Raw genomic sequence first — 15,522 nt, 5'->3', positions numbered from 1 at the left:
GACCTCCCCGGATGCTCTGCGGACACCGCAAGTACACACCGGCACCGGTGCCGGCAGGAGGAAAGACCATGGCTGTCCTGGTGATCGGCACGCTGGACACGAAGGAACGGGAGTACGCCTACCTGTGCGAGCGCATCCGTGACGGTGGCGGCGAGGTGATGCTCGTCGACGTCGGGGTTCTCGGCGACACGGCCCTGCGGCCGGACTTCCCGTCGCGTGAGGTGGCGACGGCGGGCGGCGGTGACCTGGAGCGGTTGCGCGCGGCCGACGACCGGGGCGCCGCGCTCGCCACGATGAGTGCCGGCGCCGTGAGCGTGACCGAGCGGCTGGTGTCCGAGGGTCTGGTCGACGGGATCGTCGCGCTCGGTGGCAGCGGAGGTTCCTCGGTCGCGGCCGCCGCGATGCACGCGGCGCCGCTCGGGCTGCCGAAGCTGCTGGTGTCGACCATGGCGGCCGGGGACGTCTCGGCCTACATCGGCACCACCGACGTCACCCTGATGTACAGCGTGGTCGACGTGTCCGGTGTCAACTCCATCTCCCGGCAGGTGCTGGACAACGCGGCGGCGGGCATCGTCGGCATGGCCGGTGCCCATGCGCGCCGACGCGACGCACCGCCGGTCGAGGACAGGCCGATCGTCGCGGCCTCGATGTTCGGGGTCACCACCCCGGCCGTCGACGCCGCCAGGGAACGTCTGGAAACCCTCGGCTACGAGGTGCTCGTCTTCCACGCGACGGGCTCGGGCGGCCGTGTGCTGGAGGCTCTGGTGGACGGTGGCCACGTCGACGGCGTCCTGGATCTGACCACCACCGAGCTGGCGGACGAGGTCGTCGGCGGTGTGCTCAGCGCCGGGCCCGACCGGCTGACCGCCGCCGGCCGGACCGGCACACCTCAGGTGGTCAGCCTCGGGGCGCTGGACATGGTGAACTTCGGTCCCCGGGCCACCGTCCCGGAGCAGTTCTCCGACCGCAGGCTGCTGGTGCACAACGAGACCGTGACCCTCATGCGCACCACGACCGAGGAGAACACCGCGATCGGCGACCTGCTCGGCTCCCACCTGGCGAAGTCCACCGGGCCGACCGTGCTGATCATCCCGCGCGGTGGCTTCTCCGCGATCGACCTGCCGGGCGGGCCGTTCGCCGACCCGCCCGCCGACACCGCCGCCATCGACGCGGTTCTCGCCCAGCTGCGGGGAAGCGCCGTGGCAGTGGTCGACGACGACCGGCACATCAACGACCCGACTTTTGCGGTCGAGGCGGCCGACCGACTCCATGACCTGATCCAGGAGGCACGAGCATGAACCGCGAGCAGGCGCTGCGGCGAATCCGCGCACAGATCGACGCGCGGCGCCCGGTGATCGGCGCCGGTGCCGGCACCGGAATCTCCGCGAAGGCGGCCGAGGCCGGCGGCGTCGATCTGCTGATCCTCTACAACTCCGGACGGTTCCGGATGGCCGGACGCGGCTCGCTCGCGGGGCTGATGCCCTACGGCGACGCGAACGCGATCGTGCTGGAGATGGCCGCCGAGGTGCTGCCCGTCGTCACCGATACCCCGGTGCTCGCCGGGGTGTGCGGCACCGACCCGTTCCGACTGATGCCCCGGTTCCTGGACGAGCTCGCCGAGACGGGCTTCGCCGGGGTCCAGAACTTCCCGACCGTCGGCCTGATCGACGGCGTGTTCCGGGAGAACCTGGAGGAGACCGGGATGGGCTTCCCGCTGGAGATCGAGATGATCCGGCTGGCGGCCGAGCGTGACCTGCTGACGGCGCCGTACGTGTTCGATCCCGACCAGGCCGTCGCGATGGCGCGGGCGGGCGCGGACATCCTCGTCCCGCACATGGGGCTGACGACGAGCGGGACGATCGGCGCCAAGACGGCGTTGAGCCTGTCGGAGTCGGTCGAGCGGGTTCAGGCGATGCGCGACGCCGCGGTCGCGGTGAACCCGGACGTCATCGTGCTGTGCCACGGCGGCCCGATCGCCGAACCCGCCGACGTGCGCCACGTCCTGGACAACACCACCGGCGTCGCCGGGTTCTTCGGCGCCTCGTCCATCGAGCGGCTCCCCGTCGAACGGGGCATCGCCGCGCAGGTCTCGGCGTTCAAGGAGCTCGACCCGACCGGGAAGGCCGCGCACGATGGGTGAGTACGCGAAACCCCGGCGCGCGAACGTCATCGCGCCGCCCGACCCCGAGGTGTTCCCGGTCCACGCGGGGAAACGTTTCCTGGTCAGTGGCGCGACCGGTGGCATCGGCGCCGCGGTCGCGGGTCTGCTGGTGCGGCAGGGGGCGGCGGTGGCGTTGGCCGATCTGGACGATGTCGCCACCCGGACTCTCGCCGATCATCTCGACGGAGCGTCGGCCGGTGTGCACCCGGTCCCGTTGGACCTGACCGACCCGGAGTCGATCGCTGCGGCGGCCGAGCGGGCCGTGGCGCTGCTCGGTGGCCTCGACGGCCTGGCCAACGTCGCCGGGATCGTGCGGATGGCCAGCGCCGCTGACCACACCCGCGACCTGTGGGCGGACCAGTTCGAGATCAACGTCATGGGACCGTTCGAACTGGCCAGGCGGGTCGCGGCCCACCTGATCGAGGAGGGGCGCCCCGGCATGATCGTGAACGTCTCCTCCGATGCAGGCAAGCAGGGCCACGCCGAGATGATCGGCTACAACGCGAGCAAGGCCGCTGTGATCAACTGGACCCGGGGGGCGGCGAAGGAGTGGGCCCAGTACTCGATCAACGTCAACTGCGTCTGTCCCAGCGCGGTCGACACTCCCATGCTGCGTCAGGTCGCGCTCGATCACGAGCAGGGCACGCCCGACGACCTGGAGACGATCTTCGGGGTGATGGCGCCAGAACAGCTGGGCCGGCTCGTCACCGCCGCCGAGGTCGCCGCCGTGATCAGCTTCCTGCTGCAGGACAGCGTGCAGGCCATCCGAGGTCAGGCCATCAACGTCGACGGCGGAAACTGCCCCTACTAAGCCTGCGAGGCGCCCGATGAACACAACGATCGCCACCGAGTACCGGGGCCCCGTCGACGAGAAGCTGAGCGGCGGGCGGCTGCTGGCCTTCGGTGTCCAGCATCTGCTCACGTTCTACGCGACCATCGTGGTGCTGCCGGTCATCATCGCCGCCGGAATCGGGCTCTCGCCGTCGGACACCGCCTTCCTGCTGGGCGCCGTCGTGCTGGCGGGCGGCATCGGCAGCCTGATCCAGGCGGTCGGGTTCTGGAAGATCGGCATCCGCTATCCGTTGATCCTCGGGGGCTCGGCCGTCGCCATCGGTCCGACCATCGCGATCGCCGTCGGTCACGGCGGTCCCGCCGGCATGTCGACGGTGTTCACCTCCACGATCATCGCCGGTGTCGTGCTCTTCCTGGTCGCGCCGCTGTACGGCAGGGTGTCCCGGTTCTTCCCGCCGGTCGTGATGGGATCGGTGATCCTGCTGGTGGGGTTGTCCGTCCTGCCGATCAGCGCCCAGCTGGCCGGCGGAGGTGACCTGGACGCCCCGTCGTTCGGGGGCGCGCACGCGATCGCGGTCTCAGTGACGACGATCGTCGCCATCGTGCTGGTGCACAGCCTGGCACGGGGTGTGGTGAAGAGCCTCGCCATCCTCGTCGGGCTCGTCGTGGGGACCCTGCTGGGAGCGGCGCTCGGTGACGTCGACGCGTCGGCGATCGGCGCGGCGGGGTGGTTCGCCGTCGTCCCCCCGTTCCATTTCGGCGGCCCGGTGTTCGATCTGTCCTCGACCATCACCATGACGATCACGATCGTGATCGTCGCGGTGGAGAGCACCGCGAGCTTCTTCGCGGTCGGTGAGATCGTCGAGCACCGTCCCACCCACACCGACGTCGCCCGCGGCATCCGAGGCGAGGGCCTGGCGACCGTTCTCGGCGGTGTCTTCAACGCGATCCCCCCGACGACGTTCAACGGCAACGTCGGGCTCCTGCGCACCAGCGGTGTCCGGAGCCGGTGGGTGTGTGCGCTGGTCGGGGTACTGATGATCGTCCTGAGCTGCTGTCCGAAGATCTCGGCGCTGGCCACGCTCATCCCCACACCCGCCGTGGGAGGTGCGCTGCTGGTGCTGTTCGGCATCATCGCCACCATCGGGATCAAGACACTGTCCCAGACCGACCTGTCCAGGGACGGCAACCTGCTGATCGTCGCGCTCAGCCTGGGCATCGGCACCATCGCGATCGCGGCGCCCGCCTACTTCCAGCACCTGCCCGGCCAGCTGCAGACCGTGCTGCACAGCGGCATCGTGTGCGGCGCGCTGGTGGCGATCCTGCTGAACATAGCGTTCAATCACCGGCGTGCCGTGGACGGTTCCCGCTCCCCCGGTGTCGTCCACGTCCCGCCGTCCGCCCTTGGCGAGTTCTACACCCACGAGCGCGTGTTCATCACCGAGCTGCACAACAGCGACGAGTCCCCGGCGAGCTCACTGGCTCTGGCCAGGGTCGAGGTCGGCGTCACGACGCAGTTGCACTCGGTCACCGCAACCGTGGAGCGCTACATCGTCCGCCGGGGTGAGGGGCTGGTCGAGATCGACGGCGAACAGCGCAGCGTCGGCGTGGGCGACCAGGTGGTCATCCCCGAGGGCGCACCCCAGCGGATCACCAACACCGGAACCGGCGACCTGGAGTTCTACTGCCTGTGCACGCCGCGCTTTCTGAAGTCGGCCTACGTCAACCTGGAGCCCTGACCGTTCCCGCCCGATACTCGGCAGGGGTCAGTCCGGTGGCCGCCTTGAAGACAGCACCGAAGTGCGAGGGACTCTCGAACCCCCAGCGGCGCGCGATGGCCGCGACCGGGGTGTCCACCATGGCGGGATCGCTCAGATCGGCTCGGCACCGGTCGAGTCGTCTGTTCCGAATCCAGTGACCCGGGGTGTGCCCCTCCTGCCGGAACAGGGTGTTGAGGTGCCTCGTCGACAGGAACAGGGCCGCCGCGACGTCCTCCAGTCGCAGGTCCGGCTCGGCGAGGTGTTGCTCGATGAAGCCTTTGGCGCGATCCAGGCGCCGTAGGTGGAGCGGGCCGAGTTCCTCGGAGCCGGTGCCGGCGTGCCGCCTCAGCATGGACGTCGCCATGTCGAGGACGTTCGCGGCGACGATACTTCCGTCGCGGCTGTGCGGCGTGAGTGCACTCATCGCGGCGACCGTCGACCAGACGACCGGAGCGAGACCCTGGTTGACGTCGATGGGGGACGCAACCAGCTCGGTGAGCAGCGCCCTGTCGGCGGGTCCGATGGATTTCTTGTTCAGGCACAGGTTGACCGAGCGATAGTCGTCGGCGACCTCGAGGGTCACCGGCCGCTCGGAGTCGTAGACGGCGTACATGCCGGCGCTCAGCGTTGCCGAGCGGCCCGCCTGCGAGATCCGTTTCCGGCCCGTCACCTGCAACGACAGCAGGAAGAACGGTTCGCCGCGCGGCCCGGTCGGCCGCCGGTGCACGACGTGGCGTTGGCAGGTGACGTTGTAGTTGCGCAGCCGGCCCCACGACCGGTGGGTGATCGCACCGACGAACTCGGTCGGATCCTGGAACTCGAAGTCGAACTCGACCGCCACACCGGTGTTGACCTGGCGGGCCCACCGCGTGGGCGTGGTGCGCGATCGCGGGCGTGGCGTCACACGCACGGCATGCTGTAGGTCGAAGTCGGACCGCATGTGATCACCACTTCCGGAACGCGACAGCGTTGTGCAGTTTCGCGATACCTTCACCACCGGTGAATGCTGCCATTATCTCGCGATGACCTACATCACCGGCTCGCACCATATCACGCTATCGGTAGGCAAAGCCCAGGACGATGTCGATTTCCATGTCAATATCTTGGGAATGCGATTCATCAAACGCACCGTATTGTTCGACGGTTCAACTCCGATCTACCATCTCTACTACGCGAATGCGGCGGGCGACCCGTCGAGCGTCGTGACCACGTTCCCCTGGCAGCAGGCGGGCCTGTTCGGCGTTCGGGGTACGAACCAGGGCCGCGAGGTACTGCTGTCCGCCCCGGACTCGAGCCTGGACTTCTGGAGCGCCCGCCTGCGCGGGTTCGACATCGACGTGGCCGAGCTCGAGGTGTTCGGGCGCCGCAGGCTGGCATTCGAGCATCCCTGTGGCCTCGAATACGTGCTGGTCGGCAACGAGGCGGACGAGCGCGTCGGCCACGCGGGCAACGGCGTGCCCGACGAGTGCGCGATCCACGGACTGCACGGCCTCGGTGTGCACGTGACCAGTCCGGACCGGACCGTGGAATTCACCGCCGACACGTTCCACGCCCGGGGCCGGACGGTCGAGGAGAAGGATCGGATCGATATTCAGATCGGCGAACAGAAATTCGGCAACCATCTCGAGATCGTCGTGAACCGTACCGATGACCAAGGAACCTGGCATTACGGCGCGGGCACGCATCATCACTTCGCCTGGAATGTGGACACCCTGGAGAACCAGGACGCACTCAAGAACGAGATCGAGGGACGCGGTTACACCGACATCTCCGAGCTCAAAGATCGCAAGTACTTCAAGAGCGTGTACGTCCGCAGCCCCTCCGGGTCGCTGTTCGAGCTCGCCGTCACCCACGCCGACGGCGGATGGGACTGCGACGAGTCACCACAGGAACTCGGCACCCGGTTCCAGCTGCCCGAACAGTTCGAGCACCGTCGCGATGAGTTGCTGAACGCCCTGGAGCCCATCACGATCTGACGCCCGGCGGCCCGTCCGGTCAGATCGGGACGGCTTCGAGCAGTGAGTAGCCGCTGGGGACCGTCGGCAGGCGATGGACGACGAGGTCGAAGCCCGCCTCGGTGAGCAGCGCGCGGTACTCCGACTCGGTCCTCAGCCGCCCACCGAGGCTGACGACCGAGTTGACGTCGCTCACGTACTGGTCCCACGGCATCGAGCCGTCGACGACGTCGGGCAGCATGTGTTCGACCAGCAGGAGACGCCCGTCCCGGGCAAGTGACCGTCTGCTGTTGCCCAGGATCGCCGACACCTGGTCGTCGTCGGCCCAGTTGAACAGCACGCTCTTGCACATGTGCAGGTCACCCTCGGGCACGGACGCGAAGAAGTCGCCGACGCGCAGTTCACAGCGCTGCTCGACGCCGGCGTCGGCGAGCACGCGAGGCGCCTGTCGCACACCGTCGGCCAGGTCGTAGAGCACCGCGTGCAGATGCGGGTTGGCCGCGAGGACGGCGGCGGTCAGCGGTCCGCTGCCGCCACCGATGTCGACGAGCGTCGAGAACCGGGAGAAGTCGAAGGACTCGACCAGCACGGCCGCCACCGGTCGAGTCTCGTCCAGCATCAACCGATCGACGTGCTCACGAAGTTCGGAGCCGTCCGCCCAGCCGGTGTAGCTCATGTAGTCGGTGCCGAAGGCGTGGTCGAACGCCGGCTTGCCGGACTTCACGGCGTGCTCCAGCGAGGGCCACCCGCCCCACATCGACTCGTCCAGTACGACGGCGGCCAGCGCATGCATCGAGCCGGGAGTGTCGGGTAGGAGCAGCCGTCCGCGCTCGGTCACTCGGAACGTCCCCGGGCTCTCCTCGGTGAACAGATCGAGCGCCGCGAGCCCGCGCAGGACTCTGAGCAGGCTCGGGGCGTGCGTCGACGTCCTGCGCGCGGCCTCCTCGGTGGTGAGGGCGTCAGCACCGAATGCGGCGAAGAGCTCGAGCCGCATCGCGGCGCTGATCAGGAAGGCAGGCATGTAGCCCGTCAGCATCCGGAGCAGTTCCTCGTCCGTTCGAGCGGGCTGTGACACGGCTCCTCCTGGCGATCGACGGGTCGGACTCCCCTGTGGGCAGGACCCACGGTGTCGTTTCAACCCGACTTGAGGTCAACCCGCCGCTCCGCGAACACAGATGTGGCCATGAAGAGGACGGACCTCTCCATGGCCACATCTACGCCGGATCGAGTCACTCGACGCCGAGCATGACCTCCGTCGACTTGATCACTGCCGCGACCGGTGAGCCGACCGTGATGCCCAGGTCCTCCGCGGCGTCCTTGGTGATGCTCGCCGTGATCTGCTGACCACCACCGATGTCGACCTTGACGATCGTCATGACGCTGCCCACGTCGACCGAAGCGACGGTGCCGGACAGTTGGTTGCGAGCTGAGAGCCGCACGTGAGCCTCCAGGTTGTGGGAATCGAGCCAGTTAAGACCGATGGCAAGATTAGGGACGGCGGCCTGATCACGTGCGCGGCGCGAAACACCGTAGATGCCCACCGGCTCAGGTGGCGGAGCCGCTCCCCTCGTCCGGCGGAGTGAGTACATCCGCAGCCGCGGAACAAGAGCAAAGCAAGTGTTCTCCGTCACATTTTCCGATCAGGAGGCGACGAGGTCGTCGATCTGCCGGATGGCCGCGCTGGCACCCTCGATCATGCCCATCTCCAGGACCTTCCGCAGCCCCTCCGCCGTCTCGTACGTACCCACGTAGGTGGCGCGGGTGCCACCCTCGTGCTCGGTGAAGGTGAAGACGTTCGTCGCGCCCGGCATGTCCAGATTCGGGTTGAAGTCCTCGTCGGCGAACCAGTCCTGGAACGTGAAGCTGCGCGGCTCGTCGACCGCCGTGATCTTCCAGCACCCGGCGAACTTCTCACCCTCGGGGCTGGTCATGTAGTACTTCATCCAGCCACCCGGCGTGAGGTCGTGCTCGACGAACGTCGCCGGGTAGCTCGGCGGACCCCACACCTTCTCCAGCTGCCGAGGGTCGGCGTAGACCTGCCAGATGCGCTCCACCGGCGCGGCGAACTCCGCGATCAGAGTCAGGGTGCGGGTGTCGAGGTCGTGCGAGACGTCGGTGACAGGCATTGGTCAGTCCTCCTGGTCGGTACCGGTCGTGGTGTCGAATGCGATCAGCTCGTCGATGCGCGCGATGCGGCCGCGCCAGACCTGCTCCAGCTCGGAGAGCATGGACGCCACCGACCGCACCGAGGACACGTCGCCACTGGCCAACTGCTCACGGCCGTTGCGCCGCTTGGTGAGCAGCTTCGCCTTCTCGAGGATGGCGACGTGCTTCTGTACCGCCGCGAAGCTCATGTCGTACTTCGCGGCGAGAGCGGACACCGAATGCTCCCCGGCCAGCACCCTGCGCATGATGTCGCGCCTGGTCCGGTCGGCGAGCGCATGGAACAGGGCGTCGGCCCGGTCCTCGTCGGTCTCGCTCACCCCCTCAATATACAACCAATCGGTTGTACGTTGTCAAGATCCGGGTTTCGCGCCCGCCCAGTCGTCGTATGCGGTCCACGCCCGCAGCGTCGCCCGGCTTCGGAACCGACGCTGCTCACCGGTGACCGGGTCGGCGAAGTCGAGGGTCTTCGCCAGCAGCTGCAGGGGACGGGTGAAGTCGCCGAGCGGAGTCTCGGTCAGGACCGGGTAGAAGTCGTCGCCCAGGATCGGGACGCCGAGCCCGCTCATGTGCAGCCGGAGCTGGTGGGTGCGGCCGGTGGTCGGTGTCAGCTCGTACCGGCCGAGGCCGTCGCGGTGTTCCACCAGCTCGACCAGGGTCTCGGCGTTCGGCGGACCGGGCACCTCCTGCGCGGTGATGATCCCGCGCTCTTTGACGATGCGACTGCGCACCGTACGGGGAAGCTCGAGTGTCGGCTCGTACGGCGCGATCGCTTCATAGGACTTGCGCACCAACCGGTCCCGGAACATCGTCTGGTACGCGCCGCGATGCTCGGGCCGCACGACGAACATGAGCAGTCCCGCGGTGACCCGGTCCAGGCGGTGCGCCGGGCTGAGCGTGGGTATTCCCAGCTCCCGGCGCAGCCGGACCAGCGCGGTCTCGACGACGTGCTTGCCGCGCGGGATCGTCGCCAGGAAATGTGGCTTGTCGACGACGAGCAGGGTGTCGTCGTGGTGGATGATCCCGATCTCGAACGGGACCGGGATCTCGTCCGGGAGGTCGCGGTGGAACCAGAGGAAGTGCTCCGGCAGGAACGGCGCGTCCGGAGCGACGGGGCCGTCCAGGTCCACGATGAGCTGCTCCCGCAGCATCATGTCGATCCGCTCGGGCGCCACGCGCGGTAGCCGGTCGACCAGATGGTCCCGCATGGTCACCCACGCACCCTCGGCCGGCGTTCGCAACCGGGCCGCGTCGAGGCCATTGCGCTGCGGCAACGGCGACCTCAGCTTGCGCCTCATCGCATCAGAGCCTAGGTCACCCGCCCAGGAGAAGTTGACGGCGATAGTTGTAGCACACATAATGATTGTTATGAGTATAAGTACTTTTCGAGTGTTGCTGGTGGGGGCGTCGCGGGGCCTGGGACTCGCGCTGGCCGAGCAGTGGGCCCGGGACGGTCGACAGGTCGTGGCCACCGTCCGCGGCTCGGGCCGAAGCCGTCTGCACGACCTCGCCGACGCCCACGCCGGAACCGTCGAGATCGAGAGCGTGGACATCACCGACCCCTCGACGATCACGGCGTTGGACGCGCGGCTGGCGGACCGGAAGTTCGATCTGCTGTTCGTCAACGCCGGAGTCACGAACGAGCCCGAGGGCACCGTCGCGGAGACCTCGACCGAGGAGTTCACCCGGGTCATGGTCACCAACGCACTGGGACCGCTGCGCGTCATCGAGACCCTGTCCGAGCACGTCGAGCCCGGCGGAACGATCGGGATCATGTCCTCGGGCCAGGGCAGCGTGACGAACAACGTCCGGGGCGGCCACGAGGTGTACCGGGGAAGCAAGGCCGCGCTCAACACGTTCATGCGCAGCTACGCGGCACGCCACGAGGGCGAGCGCCGGACACTGGTCCTGATGGCGCCCGGCTGGGTACGCACCGAGATGGGCGGGCCCGACGCGCGGCTGAGCATCGAGGACAGCATCCCGAACCTCGTGAAGACACTCGACGCGCTCCGGGGTGCACCCGGTCTGCACTACGTCGACTACCTCGGTCGTACGGTTCCCTGGTGACCGCGGACCACGAACAGGCCTGGGCTCTCATGTACCGGTTCGTCGAATCCCAGAACCGCAGAGCAGAGTTGTCCGACGCGCTCGGCTTCCGCCTCGGCGGCGGCCGGGGCAAGATTCTCTTCCAGCTCCGGGAGGGGCCGAGGACGCTGCGCGAGCTCGCCGAGACGAACAGCATCGACGCCCCCTATGCGACGCTCATCGTCGACAAGCTGGAGTCCCACGGCCTCGTGGAGCGACGCCCCCACCCCGACGACCGGCGCCGCAAGCTGGTCACCCTCACCGCGACCGGCCAGGACGCCATCGCCACCGCCGACGCCATCCTGCTACGCCCGCCGCCGGCCATGGCGACCCTAGCGACGGGCGACCTCGCTCAGCTCACCGAGCTCCTCACCCGCCTGCTGACCGAGACCTGATGTGCCGGGCGGCGTGTCTCCGCCGCCGCACGAACGACTTCGCAGACCCCGATGTCGCGTCGCAGACGCCGCAGCGTCTGCGACGCGACATGACGCTCTGCGAGGTGGCACCACAACGACTAGCGGGGCCACCTCGCAGCGGTGGTGATCAGGGCGAGTCTGGTTGTTGGTTGATGCCGGCGGCCGCCGCGTGTTCGAGGTGTTCCGTGCACAGCCGCGTGGCCAGCTGGACGTCCCGTGCGGTGATCGCGTCGACCAATGCGCGCATCTCGCCCGCCATGATCGCGGCACGACCGGGCCGGGACAGCGACGTCGCGCGCAGCAGCCGCACCCGCGCCTGCACTCCCGCGAGGATCTGCTCGACCGTCGGGCTCGCCGCGCCCGCGAGCAGGGCCTCGTAGAACAGGTCCTTGGTGCGGAGCAGCTGGGGCATGTCGGCCCCGGCCGCCACATCCGCTTCGAGTGTCGTGACCGTCGCACGCAGGCGGTCGTGCTGCGCCGAACCGGCCCGCTCGATGAACCGCCGCACGGTGAGCGCTTCGAGGGCGCCGCGCACCGCGTAGAGATCCCGGGCCTCCTCCGGCGACGGCGAGTAGACCACGGCGCCCTTCTGCGGGACCGTCACCACCAGACCCTCGGCGGTCAGCTCGCGCAGCGCCTCCCGGATGGTCGCCCTGGACACGCCGGTCTGCTCGATCAGCTCGCGTTCCACCAGCCGTTGGCCGGGCTTCAGCTCGAAACCGAGGATCGCGTTGCGCAGCCCGTCCAGCACCTGCTCGCGCAGCGGCGCCGCGATCCGGCCGATGTGAATGCCTCGGAAGCCCCCGTGCTCGGCGGCCTCCTCGGCCGTCGAGGTGGCGGGAGGACTTTGTCCGGCAGTCATACCAGCAGACCTTATCCCGATGACGTCACGCCAGCACCACCGCTATCGCGCCGGCCGGTCCGGTCAGAGCGGGAAAGCGCTGTCTCGTCCTCGCGTCGTGACCGGGGATCACCGTGGCCGCGAACCGCTCGGCCAGCTCGTTGATCAGGGACAGGGCCCTGCGCATCTCCCCCAGGTCGGTGAACGCGAAGAACGGCCACTCGTGCTCCAGCTGCTCGTAGAAGTGCGCCGCGTCGGAGGCGAGCAGCAGCGGCCTGCCCTCGGTCCGGACCGCGACCAGCAGCTCACCGGGACAGTGGCCGCCGACCGGACGGGCGGCTATCGCGTCGGAGACCCGCTCGGCATCACGGACCAGTCGGAGCCTGCCCTCGTCCCTGGCGCGCTCGACCACGGCCAGGTCGGCCTCCGTCGTGAACTCGCCCTCCAACGCACCCTCGGCGCGCTTGCCGAACCAGTAGTCGTGCTCGGCGCCGCCGCTGACCACCTCGGCTTCGGTGAACAACCCGAGGTAGCCGATGTGGTCGTAGTGGAAGTGCGACGTGATCACCCTCGTGACGTCCGAGGGCTCGATCCCCAGCAGCGCCAGACAGTCCGGGGTCGAGGTCACCGGGATCTCGCCGAGCCAGTCCCTCGCCGCGACGTCGTAGCCGGTGTCGAGCAGGGTGATGCCGTCCGAGTCGGTGATGACCCAGAAGTTGTAGTCCATGTCCAGCGTGGCGTCCGGCAGCCCGTACGAGGAGTACTCGTGGAACACCTCGCTGCGCTGGACCTGGCGCTCCGCGTACTTCACCGAGAGCACCCGGGACGCGGTGCCCAGCTCCGCCGGGTCGATCATCCCGCCGCCCCGTCGGCCCGTGCCGCCACGAGCTCCGCCAGGATCGGCGCCGCGGTGGTGGCGGCGTGGATGCCGATCACGCTGACGATCGACAGCACCTCGGTGAGCTCCTCGGTCGTGGCGCCGAGCCGCACCGCGTTGCGCAGGTGCAGCTTGAGCCCCGGTACGTAGAGGTGCGTCGCCGAGGCGTCGAACGCGATGTAGATCATTTCCTTGATCTTCGGTTCGAGCGTCCCGGTCCGCCACGGCACCGAGGAGAACTCGACGTAACTCTCGAACAGGTCCGGGGCCAGCTCGAGGATGCCCTCCCAGAACTGGTGCCAGTAGCCGCGGTTCTCGGTGAATTCCGCCTTGAGCCGCTCCTGGCGTTCGTCGAGCGCGGCGGGCCCGGTGCGCAGCCCTTCCTCCTCGAGCACCTCTATCAGCAGCGGCACCCCGATGTTCGAGGCGTGGATGCCCAGCGTGCTGGTCAGCTCGAGGACCTCCATCACCTCCGCCGGGGTCGCGCCGTGATCGAGCGCCGCGGCGATGTGCTGGCGGATACCCGGCTCGTACAGGTGGGTGGCCGCAGCGTCCGCCGCGATGTAGATGAACTCCTTGACCTTCGGTTCCAGGTGCGAGGCCTTCACCCAGGGCACGGCGGAGAAGTTCAGGTAGGCCCGCACGAACGGCGGGTCCAGCTCCAGCATGTGCTGCCACGGTTCGCCCCAGGTACCGCGCACCCGGATGAACTCGTCCTTGATCTCCTGCTGCTCGGCGGTGAGCGTCATGTCGACTCCTGTGCGGATGTGTGCAGTTGCAGCCAACGGGCGATCTCGGTGTGGTCGGCGGACGGGCCCAGTTCGTCCACCGCGTCGCTCCACAGCTCGACGGTCCGCGCGGCCAGCCGTGACGGTGTCCCGGTCGCCGTGACCAGGTCGAGCGCAATGCGGATGTCCTTGACCATCAGCCCGGACGTGAACCCCGAGTCGTAGGTGCCGGGCACGATGTAGTTGGGCCACTTGTTCTGGGTGGACCCACTGCGTCCGCTGGAGCCGTTGACCGCCTCCAGCATCACCGTGGCATCCAGCCCGAAACGCATACCGGCGAGGATCGCCTCCGAGCTGGCCAGCAGGTGTGCGGCGGACATCAGGTTGTTCAGTGCCTTGAGAGCGTGGCCCGCGCCCACCGCGCCGACGTGGCGGACCCGGCCCATCAGGGCGAGCAGCGGCTCCAGCCGCTCGACGACCTCATCGGGACCGCCGACCATGATCGTGAGCGTTCCCGCGTTCGCACCGGACACCCCGCCGGACACCGGTGCGTCGACGAGCGTCACGCCGCGTTCGGCCACCCGCGCTGCCAGCGCCCTGGTGCGCAGCGGTTCGGACGAGCTCATGTCGACCAGCACCGCCCCGGGGGCGAGCGCGTCCAGCACACCGCCCTCGACGACCTTCTCGACGATGGTGGAGTCCGGCAGCATCAGGATCACGACCGACGCGCCGGCCGCTGCCTCGGCCGCGCTGCCCGCCGGGGTGAGCACGTCGGCGAGGGCGGCGAGCGCCCCGGCCGAGGTGTCGTGGCCACGCACCTCGACGCCTCCCGCCGCGATCCGGCGGACCATCGGGTCGCCCATCTTGCCGAGGCCGACGAACCCCACCCGCCCGAGCTGAGTCGCCTCAGCCATGAGCGCTGCCGTTGGTCGCGCCGATCTCGTCGAGCACACGTTCGGCGACCCGGAAGGACTCCAGCGCCGCTGGAGCGCCGCAGTAGACGGCGGCCTGCAGCAGCACCTCCTGGATCTCCTCGACGCTGCACCCGTTGGTGACCGCGCCGCGCACGTGCACCCCGAGCTCGTGGTTGCGGTTGAGCGCGGTCAGCATGGCCAGGTTGATCAGGCTCCGGGTACGGCGGTCCAGCCCTGGCCGGCTCCAGATCTCTCCCCAGGCGGTGGCGGTCACGTACTCCTGGACCGGTCGGGCGAAGTCACTGACCGCCGCGAGCGAACGATCGACGTGCGCCTCGCCGAGCACCTCGCGCCGGATCGTCAGCCCACGCTCGTAGGCGTCGGACCGGGTCCCGTTGTCCTGGCTCACTGTGCTGCCTCCCCGTTGGCGGCCGCGCGGATCGCGGCCTGGTACTCCTCGTCGCTGACCTCGTCCAGCCACTGGGTCCTGCCGATCGAGATCGCGGTGTGGGTCATGACCGTGTCCGAGGTCCCGCCGTGCCAGTGCCGCTCCCCCGGCGGCACCCACACGACGTCGCCCGCTCTGATCAGCGCCGGCTGCTCCCCGTGCGGGCATACCCACCCGAGCCCGGCGGTGACGATCAGGATCTGCCCGCCCGTGTGGTGGTGCCAGTACGTGCGCGCACCGGGGGTGAAGGTGACCGAGTTGATCGTGTTGCCCTCGGCCGTGGTGGGCAGGACGGGATCGCCCCACACCGTGCCGGTGAACGTCTCGGACCGGTTCTGGGTCGGGGTACCGCTCGGGGCCCGGCCCCGGACTATCTGCACTG

General features: G+C 68.8%; 19 protein-coding genes. 7 read left to right on the top strand and 12 right to left on the bottom strand.

What is annotated here, in order from left to right:
* Positions 1-68: 68 nt before the first annotated feature.
* From G406_RS0128770 to G406_RS50545, 4 genes are read left to right on the top strand one after another with little or no spacing between them, the layout of a single operon-like run.
* The gene (locus G406_RS0128770; protein ID WP_028936455.1) at positions 69-1,298 is read left to right on the top strand and encodes a Tm-1-like ATP-binding domain-containing protein; all 1,230 of its coding nucleotides are present in this window, start codon (positions 69-71) and stop codon (positions 1,296-1,298) included.
* Positions 1,295-2,140: a phosphoenolpyruvate hydrolase family protein gene (locus G406_RS0128765; RefSeq protein ID WP_028936454.1), complete on the top strand. Its 846-nt coding sequence runs from the start codon at positions 1,295-1,297 to the stop codon at positions 2,138-2,140. Before G406_RS0128770 ends, G406_RS0128765 begins: the two co-directional genes overlap by 4 nt.
* Positions 2,133-2,972 carry an SDR family NAD(P)-dependent oxidoreductase gene (locus G406_RS0128760; RefSeq protein ID WP_051342796.1) on the top strand — a complete coding sequence of 280 codons (840 nt, stop codon included), beginning with the start codon at positions 2,133-2,135 and terminating at the stop codon, positions 2,970-2,972. Before G406_RS0128765 ends, G406_RS0128760 begins: the two co-directional genes overlap by 8 nt.
* Positions 2,973-2,988: 16 nt before the next feature.
* Positions 2,989-4,692: a solute carrier family 23 protein gene (locus G406_RS50545; protein WP_051342795.1), complete on the top strand. Its 1,704-nt coding sequence runs from the start codon at positions 2,989-2,991 to the stop codon at positions 4,690-4,692.
* Here G406_RS50545 and G406_RS0128750 read toward each other — a convergent pair.
* Complete coding sequence (locus G406_RS0128750; RefSeq protein ID WP_028936452.1) at positions 4,676-5,653, bottom strand: helix-turn-helix domain-containing protein; 978 nt, start codon at positions 5,651-5,653, stop codon at positions 4,676-4,678. The two genes, G406_RS50545 and G406_RS0128750, sit on opposite strands and share 17 nt — an antisense overlap.
* 82 nt (positions 5,654-5,735) lie before the next feature.
* Between G406_RS0128750 and G406_RS0128745 the strand changes: the two genes are divergently transcribed.
* On the top strand, positions 5,736-6,689 hold the full coding sequence (locus G406_RS0128745; protein WP_028936451.1) for a VOC family protein: 954 nt from the start codon (positions 5,736-5,738) through the stop codon (positions 6,687-6,689).
* Positions 6,690-6,708: 19 nt separating this feature from the next.
* Here G406_RS0128745 and G406_RS0128740 read toward each other — a convergent pair whose 3' ends face one another.
* From G406_RS0128740 to G406_RS0128720, 5 genes are all read right to left on the bottom strand, one after another.
* Positions 6,709-7,743 carry a methyltransferase gene (locus G406_RS0128740; RefSeq protein ID WP_028936450.1) on the bottom strand — a complete coding sequence of 345 codons (1,035 nt, stop codon included), beginning with the start codon at positions 7,741-7,743 and terminating at the stop codon, positions 6,709-6,711.
* A gap of 154 nt (positions 7,744-7,897) precedes the next feature.
* Positions 7,898-8,107, bottom strand: coding sequence for a TOBE domain-containing protein (locus tag G406_RS0128735; protein WP_028936449.1), 210 nt, complete (start codon positions 8,105-8,107; stop codon positions 7,898-7,900).
* A gap of 201 nt (positions 8,108-8,308) precedes the next feature.
* Positions 8,309-8,794 (bottom strand): SRPBCC family protein, encoded by a 486-nt coding sequence (locus G406_RS0128730; RefSeq protein ID WP_028936448.1) that lies wholly within the window; start codon positions 8,792-8,794, stop codon positions 8,309-8,311.
* A gap of 3 nt (positions 8,795-8,797) precedes the next feature.
* Entirely contained in the window at positions 8,798-9,151 is a 354-nt protein-coding gene (locus G406_RS0128725) for an ArsR/SmtB family transcription factor (RefSeq protein WP_425414631.1), read from the bottom strand.
* A gap of 33 nt (positions 9,152-9,184) precedes the next feature.
* Positions 9,185-10,129 carry an RluA family pseudouridine synthase gene (locus G406_RS0128720; protein ID WP_028936446.1) on the bottom strand — a complete coding sequence of 315 codons (945 nt, stop codon included), beginning with the start codon at positions 10,127-10,129 and terminating at the stop codon, positions 9,185-9,187.
* A 70-nt stretch (positions 10,130-10,199) separates the two neighbouring features.
* Here G406_RS0128720 and G406_RS0128715 point away from each other — a divergent pair, with 70 nt between their 5' ends.
* Both G406_RS0128715 and G406_RS0128710 read left to right on the top strand, forming a co-directional pair.
* Positions 10,200-10,898, top strand: a complete 699-nt coding sequence (locus G406_RS0128715; protein WP_028936445.1) for an SDR family oxidoreductase — start codon at positions 10,200-10,202, stop codon at positions 10,896-10,898.
* Entirely contained in the window at positions 10,895-11,311 is a 417-nt protein-coding gene (locus tag G406_RS0128710; RefSeq protein ID WP_028936444.1) for a MarR family transcriptional regulator, read from the top strand. Before G406_RS0128715 ends, G406_RS0128710 begins: the two co-directional genes overlap by 4 nt.
* 148 nt (positions 11,312-11,459) lie before the next feature.
* Here the strand turns inward: G406_RS0128710 and G406_RS0128705 are convergent, their stop codons facing one another.
* From G406_RS0128705 to G406_RS0128680, 6 genes are read right to left on the bottom strand one after another with little or no spacing between them, the layout of a single operon-like run.
* Positions 11,460-12,194 carry a GntR family transcriptional regulator gene (locus G406_RS0128705; protein WP_028936443.1) on the bottom strand — a complete coding sequence of 245 codons (735 nt, stop codon included), beginning with the start codon at positions 12,192-12,194 and terminating at the stop codon, positions 11,460-11,462.
* Positions 12,195-12,219: 25 nt separating this feature from the next.
* A complete protein-coding gene (locus G406_RS0128700; RefSeq protein WP_028936442.1) occupies positions 12,220-13,029 on the bottom strand; it encodes an N-acyl homoserine lactonase family protein in 810 nt (269 codons plus the stop codon).
* Positions 13,026-13,799, bottom strand: coding sequence for a carboxymuconolactone decarboxylase family protein (locus tag G406_RS59075; RefSeq protein ID WP_028936441.1), 774 nt, complete (start codon positions 13,797-13,799; stop codon positions 13,026-13,028). The genes G406_RS0128700 and G406_RS59075 overlap by 4 nt, the downstream gene beginning before the upstream one ends.
* Complete coding sequence (locus tag G406_RS0128690; RefSeq protein WP_028936440.1) at positions 13,796-14,692, bottom strand: NAD(P)-dependent oxidoreductase; 897 nt, start codon at positions 14,690-14,692, stop codon at positions 13,796-13,798. The genes G406_RS59075 and G406_RS0128690 overlap by 4 nt, the downstream gene beginning before the upstream one ends.
* Positions 14,685-15,101, bottom strand: a complete 417-nt coding sequence (pcaC, locus tag G406_RS0128685) for a 4-carboxymuconolactone decarboxylase (RefSeq protein WP_028936439.1) — start codon at positions 15,099-15,101, stop codon at positions 14,685-14,687. The genes G406_RS0128690 and pcaC overlap by 8 nt, the downstream gene beginning before the upstream one ends.
* Positions 15,098-15,520, bottom strand: coding sequence for a cupin domain-containing protein (locus G406_RS0128680; protein ID WP_028936438.1), 423 nt, complete (start codon positions 15,518-15,520; stop codon positions 15,098-15,100). Before G406_RS0128680 ends, pcaC begins: the two co-directional genes overlap by 4 nt.
* Positions 15,521-15,522: the final 2 nt, after the last annotated feature.

Source organism: Actinospineispora spinosispora DSM 44797 (assembly GCF_000429025.1).
Lineage (GTDB): Bacteria > Actinomycetota > Actinomycetes > Mycobacteriales > Pseudonocardiaceae > Pseudonocardia > Pseudonocardia spinosispora.
Note: the sequence above shows the minus strand (reverse complement) of the source record. Positions and strands in the feature narration are given on the sequence as shown.